4 protein-coding genes and 17 tRNA genes are annotated in these 7118 nt (G+C 39.7%); 19 read left to right on the top strand and 2 right to left on the bottom strand.

From position 1 onward, the window contains the following. Positions 1 to 80 precede the first annotated feature (80 nt). The 17 genes from N8M20_RS03290 (at position 81) to N8M20_RS03210 (ending at position 1582) form a co-directional block, all read left to right on the top strand. Positions 81 to 153: transfer RNA gene (locus N8M20_RS03290), tRNA-Val, on the top strand. A gap of 2 nt (positions 154 to 155) precedes the next feature. Continuing rightward, positions 156 to 228: transfer RNA gene (locus tag N8M20_RS03285), tRNA-Asp, on the top strand. Positions 229 to 252: 24 nt separating this feature from the next. Next, positions 253 to 325: transfer RNA gene (locus N8M20_RS03280), tRNA-Lys, on the top strand. Between the two features lie 5 nt (positions 326 to 330). Further along, positions 331 to 412, top strand: a tRNA-Leu gene (locus N8M20_RS03275). Positions 413 to 430: 18 nt separating this feature from the next. Beyond that, positions 431 to 503, top strand: a tRNA-Thr gene (locus N8M20_RS03270). 22 nt (positions 504 to 525) lie between these two features. Next, positions 526 to 597, top strand: a tRNA-Gly gene (locus N8M20_RS03265). A 7-nt stretch (positions 598 to 604) separates the two neighbouring features. Further along, a tRNA-Leu gene (locus N8M20_RS03260) sits at positions 605 to 690 on the top strand. A 9-nt stretch (positions 691 to 699) separates the two neighbouring features. Beyond that, positions 700 to 773: transfer RNA gene (locus N8M20_RS03255), tRNA-Arg, on the top strand. 15 nt (positions 774 to 788) lie between these two features. Further along, a tRNA-Pro gene (locus tag N8M20_RS03250) sits at positions 789 to 862 on the top strand. A 5-nt stretch (positions 863 to 867) separates the two neighbouring features. Further along, positions 868 to 941: transfer RNA gene (locus N8M20_RS03245), tRNA-Met, on the top strand. A 13-nt stretch (positions 942 to 954) separates the two neighbouring features. Further along, a tRNA-Ile gene (locus tag N8M20_RS03240) sits at positions 955 to 1028 on the top strand. Positions 1029 to 1040: 12 nt separating this feature from the next. Then, positions 1041 to 1130 (top strand) — tRNA-Ser (locus N8M20_RS03235). A 9-nt stretch (positions 1131 to 1139) separates the two neighbouring features. Further along, positions 1140 to 1213 (top strand) — tRNA-Met (locus N8M20_RS03230). Positions 1214 to 1216: 3 nt separating this feature from the next. Beyond that, a tRNA-Phe gene (locus tag N8M20_RS03225) sits at positions 1217 to 1289 on the top strand. Between the two features lie 20 nt (positions 1290 to 1309). After that, positions 1310 to 1380: transfer RNA gene (locus N8M20_RS03220), tRNA-Gly, on the top strand. Between the two features lie 34 nt (positions 1381 to 1414). After that, positions 1415 to 1488 (top strand) — tRNA-Ile (locus N8M20_RS03215). 6 nt (positions 1489 to 1494) lie between these two features. Continuing rightward, positions 1495 to 1582 (top strand) — tRNA-Ser (locus tag N8M20_RS03210). Between the two features lie 185 nt (positions 1583 to 1767). On the opposite strand, the gene birA is transcribed toward N8M20_RS03210, so the two are convergent. Together birA and N8M20_RS03200 are read right to left on the bottom strand one after the other, a co-directional pair. After that, entirely contained in the window at positions 1768 to 2703 is a 936-nt protein-coding gene (gene birA, locus N8M20_RS03205; protein ID WP_261079044.1) for a bifunctional biotin--[acetyl-CoA-carboxylase] ligase/biotin operon repressor BirA, read from the bottom strand. Then, positions 2700 to 3560: an AraC family transcriptional regulator gene (locus N8M20_RS03200; RefSeq protein WP_261079043.1), complete on the bottom strand. Its 861-nt coding sequence runs from the start codon at positions 3558 to 3560 to the stop codon at positions 2700 to 2702. Before N8M20_RS03200 ends, birA begins: the two co-directional genes overlap by 4 nt. Before the next feature lie 107 nt (positions 3561 to 3667). Between N8M20_RS03200 and N8M20_RS03195 the strand changes: the two genes are divergently transcribed. Both N8M20_RS03195 and N8M20_RS03190 read left to right on the top strand, forming a co-directional pair. After that, positions 3668 to 5830, top strand: a complete 2163-nt coding sequence (locus N8M20_RS03195) for an alpha-galactosidase (RefSeq protein WP_261079042.1) — start codon at positions 3668 to 3670, stop codon at positions 5828 to 5830. Positions 5831 to 5864: 34 nt separating this feature from the next. Next, positions 5865 to 7115 (top strand): extracellular solute-binding protein, encoded by a 1251-nt coding sequence (locus tag N8M20_RS03190; protein WP_261079041.1) that lies wholly within the window; start codon positions 5865 to 5867, stop codon positions 7113 to 7115. The last annotated feature ends 3 nt before the right edge of the window (positions 7116 to 7118 follow it).

Below are 7118 nucleotides of genomic sequence, written 5' to 3'. Positions count from 1 at the left end.
CGAACACAGAAGTTAAGCCCTAGAACGCCGGAAGTAGTTGGGGGTTGCCCCCTGTGAGATATGGAAGTCGCTTAGCTCTAGGGAGTTTAGCTCAGCTGGGAGAGCATCTGCCTTACAAGCAGAGGGTCAGCGGTTCGATCCCGTTAACTCCCAAAGGTCCCGTAGTGTAGCGGTTATCACGTCGCCCTGTCACGGCGAAGATCGCGGGTTCGATTCCCGTCGGGACCGTTTGAAATAACGTAAGTTATTTTAGACTCGTTAGCTCAGTTGGTAGAGCAATTGACTTTTAATCAATGGGTCACTGGTTCGAGCCCAGTACGGGTCATATCTGCGGGTTTGGCGGAATTGGCAGACGCACCAGATTTAGGATCTGGCGCTTAACGGCGTGGGGGTTCAAGTCCCTTAACCCGCATTAAGATATAATAAATGAGCCGGCTTAGCTCAGTTGGTAGAGCATCTGATTTGTAATCAGAGGGTCGCGTGTTCAAGTCATGTAGCCGGCATTTTTAGATAGAAGAAAACAGTGCGAACGTAGTTCAGTGGTAGAACACCACCTTGCCAAGGTGGGGGTCGCGGGTTCGAATCCCGTCGTTCGCTTAGAGAGGCCGGGGTGGCGGAACTGGCAGACGCACAGGACTTAAAATCCTGCGATTGGTAACGATCGTACCGGTTCGATTCCGGTCCTCGGCATAATATAGAGCACCCTTAGCTCAACTGGATAGAGTACCTGACTACGAATCAGGCGGTTAGAGGTTCGACTCCTCTAGGGTGCATTTTTCTATTTAACTCGGGAAGTAGCTCAGCTTGGTAGAGTACTTGGTTTGGGACCAAGGTGTCGCAGGTTCGAATCCTGTCTTCCCGATTCATGGCGGTGTAGCTCAGCTGGCTAGAGCGTCCGGTTCATACCCGGGAGGTCGGGGGTTCGATCCCCTTCGCCGCTATAATGATCTTGTTGGACCTTTAGCTCAGCTGGTTAGAGCTCTCGGCTCATAACCGAGTGGTCGTAGGTTCAAGTCCTACAAGGTCCATTTGAATAGTATGGAGGATTACCCAAGTCCGGTTGAAGGGAACGGTCTTGAAAACCGTCAGGCGTGTAAAAGCGTGCGTGGGTTCGAATCCCACATCCTCCTTTTCATTAACGCGGGATGGAGCAGCTCGGTAGCTCGTCGGGCTCATAACCCGAAGGTCGTAGGTTCAAATCCTGCTCCCGCAATAAGGCTCGGTAGCTCAGTTGGTAGAGCAATGGATTGAAGCTCCATGTGTCGGCGGTTCGATTCCGTCTCGCGCCATTTTTACTTATAGTATGTATGCGGGTGTAGTTTAGTGGTAAAACTACAGCCTTCCAAGCTGTTGTCGCGAGTTCGATTCTCGTCACCCGCTTTGAACTTTGTTCTTTGTACCAAGTTTTTAACTTGGGCGCGTAGCTCAGGTGGTTAGAGCGCACGCCTGATAAGCGTGAGGTCGGTGGTTCGAGTCCACTCGTGCCCATTAATTGGAGAATTACTCAAGAGGCTGAAGAGGACGGTTTGCTAAATCGTTAGGTCGGGTAACTGGCGCAAGGGTTCGAATCCCTTATTCTCCGTTTTATTGAGAGTTTATAACTCTTTTTTTGTATTTTTAAGAATAGTAGAATAAAAACTTCAGATTTGTAAAACTTAATTGGATTACTTATCTGAAGTTTTTTTGCGCTCTTTGTCAACTATAGTGGGCTGCAGAAAAGCTAAAATCTTTATATATTGTCGTTTTTATGGTTGTGCTTGTTTATTACTACTTCCAACTCTTGAGTGAAATTTCTCCGCTATTGAGCCAGATTTCTTTTCCGTTATCACATTGTACTAAAAGTTTTCCATTTTCAGAGATATCTTTAGCAAGTCCCTTGTAGTCTTTTTTATCCAGTGTGAAAGCAACTTCTTTTCCAAGAACGAATGATTGTTTTTTATATAGGTATAATAGCTCTTCTGCAGGTGTTTCGAAGAAAGCACGCCAGATCTCTATGATTAATTCATTTCTTGTTATAGGTGCTGGTACTTTAAATAAACTACCAGCTTTTTCTTTTAATTCTTGAGGGAAGTCTTTGATAGCAAAGTTGATTCCTATTCCAATAATGATATCTGTGACTAAGCCTGTTTCTACAGAGGTCATTGCTTCAGTGAGAATTCCTCCAATTTTATGATTATTTAGGTAGATATCATTGACCCATTTTATGTCGACATCTATTAAAGTTAGGTTCTTAATGGCTTTGTGGACAGCTCCTGCTACAAGTAGTGTGTAGGATGGTAATTGGTCATATGGAAGATTTGGTTTAAGATGGAGGGTCATATAAATTCCACCTTGAGGAGAGTAGAAGGAGCGTTGAAAACGCCCACGCCCTGCTGTTTGATAGGAAGCTAGATAGAGGGTGTTTGCTTCATTCCCTAAATCAATTGCTTCTTTTGCATCGAGTTGTGTTGATCTTGTTTCGTGTTTAAAACTGATTTTAATTGGAAGATTTTGTTCTATAAGTTCTGGAAGAATAAGGTCTCCATTCACCAGTTTATAGCCTTTGTTTTTGATACTATCAATTTCAATGCATTCTTGTTCTAAACGCTTGATGGCTTTCCAAATTGATGTTCGAGTTAGTGATAGTTCTTCTGCAATTTTTTCTCCGCTGATATAATCGATTTCTTTAGCTAGAATTTGGTAGACGGCTTGGTAGGATTTCATAGTGTTTCCTTTCTCACTAGTTGGTGTTGAGAATATTCTTTTCTTGTTTGACTTGGAGTCTGATTAAAGTATTGTTTATAAGCTTTAGAAAAATGTAGTGGATCTGAAAAGCCTACCGAGTATGCTATTACCTTGATTGACTCTTGGGTATTTTCGAGGAGTTGTTTAGCTCGATACATTCGAACGTATAGTAGGTATTCTTTTGGGGATAAGGTGTTAAATTCTTTGAATACGCTTGATAAGTAGCTTCTGTGAACGGATAGTTCTTTTGCTAAATCTTGAATTGTAAGTGATTGAGGATAGTGGCTATCAATTAATCTTTTGCATTCAAGATAGAGTTGGTGGGTCGATGAAATATTCTTTTTCTTCTGGTTGGGAGCAATAGTTCCCAGATGAAACATCAGTTCATGGAGTTGTCCCATGATATGGAGTTGAGCTAATTCATTTGATTTGGTAATCTGAGCGAAGCGGACAATGTCTGAGATGAGTTTTGCAGTAGTCTGGGTATGACAAGTTTCAGATTGGATGAGATAGGATTGATCAGAAATTTGAGAAAGAGCAAAATAGTCAGGAGCCTTCCCTCCAGTGATTCCTAACCAGTAGTAGGCCCAAGGTTCTTTACTATCTGCTTGATAAAAGGTTAGTTCATCTGGTTTTAATAGAAAGAAATCTCCTTCTTTTAAATCAACAATTTTACCCTTGTAATGAAATTTTCCTTGTCCTTTACTAATGTAATGTAGAACGTATGTATCACGAATGGCTGGACCAAAAGAGTAATTTGGTGTGCATTCCTCATATCCATAAAAGCTTAGGGAAAGGTCGATTGTTCCAGTCTGGTATTCTGAAAAAACTAACATGTGCTACCTCCTACCTAACATTTTACCATATTCTTGAGACATTTTTCTATTTTAGAAAGCGATTTCAGATGATAAAATAGAGTCAATAAAGTGATGAGGTGAAGTAAATGGGAGTTAGGATAGAGAATAATCTATTTTATGTTGAGAGTAAAAATCTAAGTTTGATTATTGAAAATCGAAATGGCTACTTACTTTTGAAACATTTAGGAAAGACTATTAAGAACTATAAAGGTTCCAATAGTGTTTATGAACGAGATCATGCCTTTTCAGGAAATCCAACAGCTACTAATCGAACCTTTAGCTTAGATACACAACGTCAAATTTTTGGACAACATGGTTTGGGTGACTTTAGAAAACCAACTTTACAGGTTCAGCATGATGCAACTGAAGTAACAGACTTTCGATTTGTAGAAGCAAAGATTTTAAAAGGTCAAAATGGACCACAGGGCTTACCTTCTCCACATAGCATGGACGATACAGAGACTCTTGTCTTAATGTTAGAAGATTCTAAGGCTCAACTTAGTCTGACTTTGTATTATACTGCTTTTAATAATGATTCGACAATTGCTAGCTACAGTAAATTAGAGAATAATAGTAATAAGGAAGTTGTCATCCATAAAGATTTTTCTTTTATGGCTGATTTCCCTGCTGCAGCTTACGAAATCGTAACTCTTCAGGGAGCTTATGCTCGTGAAAAGACTGTCAGACGTCAACAGGTAGAACAAGGAATCTTTTCGATTAGTTCGAACCGTGGAGCTTCTGGGCATGCTCAAACACCAGCTCTTCTACTATGTGATCAAGGAATCACAGAGGATGCAGGGAATGTGTTTGCTATTCAACTAATGTATAGTGGAAACTTTGAAGCTTTTGTTCAAAAGAATCAATTGAATGAAGTTCGGCTGGCTATTGGGATTAATCCGGAAAACTTTTCTTGGAAGTTAGACCCTGAGGAATACTTTGAAACACCGGTAGCTTTAATGACCTATTCAGACAAGGGATTAACTAGTATTAGTCATGAAAGTCAGAATTTTGTACTGAAGCACATTATGCCAAGTAAATTTTCTACAAAAGAACGCCCAATTCTAATTAATAACTGGGAAGCTACTTACTTTGATTTTCAGAGAGAAAAACTGTTAGAGCTAGCTGATGAAGCTAAGAAAGTTGGCATTGAACTTTTTGTATTAGATGATGGTTGGTTTGGCAATCGCTTTGATGATAATCGTGCTTTAGGTGACTGGAGTGTTAATGAGGAAAAACTGGGTGGAAGTTTAGAAAGTCTGATTTCAGCTATCCATGAAAGAGGTTTGCAGTTTGGGCTTTGGTTAGAACCTGAGATGATTTCTGTAGATAGTGATTTGTATCGTAAACATCCTGACTGGGCTATTCAGGTTCCTGGCTATGAGCATACTTATTCTCGGAATCAATTAGTACTTAATCTTGCCAATCCTCAGGTAGTAGAATACTTGAAAAATGTATTAGATGAACTCCTATCTTATCATGAGATTGATTACATTAAATGGGATATGAATCGTAATATGACTAACCTAGGAAATGGCTTTACTTATCTAGAAACACAGATGCAATCTCATCAGTACATGTTGGGGCTTTACGAACTCGTTTCTTATCTGACAGAAAAGCACAGCCATATTCTCTTTGAGTCCTGCTCTGGTGGTGGTGGACGAAATGATCTTGGTATGATGCGCTATTTCCCACAAGTCTGGGCTAGTGATAATACTGATGCTATTGCACGTTTACCAATTCAATACGGTTCATCCTATCTCTATCCAACCATTTCTATGGGGGCTCATGTGTCAGCAGTACCGAATCATCAGATGGGTCGAACGACACCATTAGAAACACGTGGTCATGTAGCAATGATGGGAAATTTGGGCTATGAGCTTGATTTGACAAGTTTATCAGATGAAGAGAAAGCTACGATTGCTAATCAGGTGAACTTGTATAAAGAATTACGACCAGTAGTTCAGTTAGGACAACAGTATAGACTAATTAATCCTGATACTGCATCCAATGAAGCAGCTGTACAATTTAATTACAAAAATCAAACGATTGTAACCTACGTTCGCGTTTTATCAGTTGTAGAGACCATGGAAACAACTTTAAAGTTAAAAGATTTGGATGAAGAGGGACTATATGAATTACAGGAAAATGGCGAAGTTTACTCAGGTGCAGAACTAATGTATGCGGGTTTAACTGTTATTTTATCCCAAGGAGATTTTTTGAGTAGACAGTATATTTTTAGAAGACTATAATAAAGGTGTATAAATTTATAAAGGAGGCTTTCCAATGAAATGGTATAAGAAAGCAGGTTTTCTTTTAGTCGCTGGGGCTAGTTTACTAGGACTAGCAGCTTGTGGTCAGAATAATCAATCGACTGATGGAAAGGTAACGATTGAATTTTTTAACCAGAAGACCGAAATGGCGGATACTTTGCAAAAAATTGTAGATAATTTTGAAAAGGATCATCCTACTATTGATGTAAAACTGACGACTGTTCCGGCAGCTGGAATTGTTCTGAAGACTCGGATTTTATCAGGAGATGTTCCAGATATTGTTAATATCTATCCTCAAAATATGGATTTTCAGGAGTGGGCAAAAGCAGGTTACTTTACAGATATGACAGGGAAATCTTATCTTGAGAACATTAAGAATGACTACGCAGAAAAGTATGCAATCAATCACAAGATTTATAGTGTGCCTTTAACTGCTAACCTTTATGGAATCTATTACAATAAAACAAAGTTTAAAGAATTAGGACTTGAGGAACCGAAGACTTTTAAAGAGTTTCAAGAGATTGTTAAAAAGATAAAAGATAGTGGGAATTCTCCGTTTGCAGTTGCAGGCAATGAAGGATGGACATTAAACGGTTATCATCAACTTTCTCTCATTACCATTACAGGCAGTGGAGATGCAGCTAATAACTATCTTCGCTTTTCAAAACCAAATGCTATTTCTGTAGATGATGCTATTTTAAAAGCAGATGCAGAACGACTAGATTTGTTGGCGGATAATGCTCAAGATGGATGGCGTGGTGCCTCTTATAACGATGCGGTGGTAGCGTTTTCGAATGAAAAAGCCTTGATGATGCCACAAGGATCATGGGCATTAGCGGCAATTAATCAACAGGATCCAAAATTTGATGTGGGGATGTTTGCCTTCCCAGGAGAAGAAGTAGGAAAAGAAGCCACTGTTGGTGCAGGGGACATGGCATTATCAACTTCAGCTACTACCAAACATCCTAAAGAAACCGAAGAATTTATCAGCTATATGACTAGTTCAAAAGCTATGCAAGCATATTATGATGTGGATGGATCACCAGTTGCTGTAAAAGGTGTACAGGAAAAAGAAGATTCAGCACTTGCAGAGATTTCTAAACTAGCATTTACGGATAAACATTATGTTTGGTTGGGCCAACACTGGAATTCTGAAGAAGATTTTTTTAATCTAAGTGCAGGTTACTTGATGGATAAAAATCTGAAAAATATGGCAAACAATCTCAATGCTTTCTTTAATCCAATGAAGGCAGATTTGGACTAGAAT

This window comes from Streptococcus mitis, assembly GCF_946190275.1.
Classification (GTDB): domain Bacteria; phylum Bacillota; class Bacilli; order Lactobacillales; family Streptococcaceae; genus Streptococcus; species Streptococcus mitis_DC.
This window is presented reverse-complemented; position numbering and strand designations above follow the sequence as displayed.

Excerpts from the sequence above, each read along its gene's own strand:
- birA (WP_261079044.1), bottom strand. The coding sequence starts at position 2,703 with ATGAAATCCTACCAAGCCGTCTACCAAATTCTAGCTAAAGAAATCGAT.
- N8M20_RS03200 (WP_261079043.1), bottom strand. The coding sequence starts at position 3,560 with ATGTTAGTTTTTTCAGAATACCAGACTGGAACAATCGACCTTTCCCTA.
- N8M20_RS03195 (WP_261079042.1), top strand. The coding sequence starts at position 3,668 with ATGGGAGTTAGGATAGAGAATAATCTATTTTATGTTGAGAGTAAAAAT.
- N8M20_RS03190 (WP_261079041.1), top strand. The coding sequence starts at position 5,865 with ATGAAATGGTATAAGAAAGCAGGTTTTCTTTTAGTCGCTGGGGCTAGT.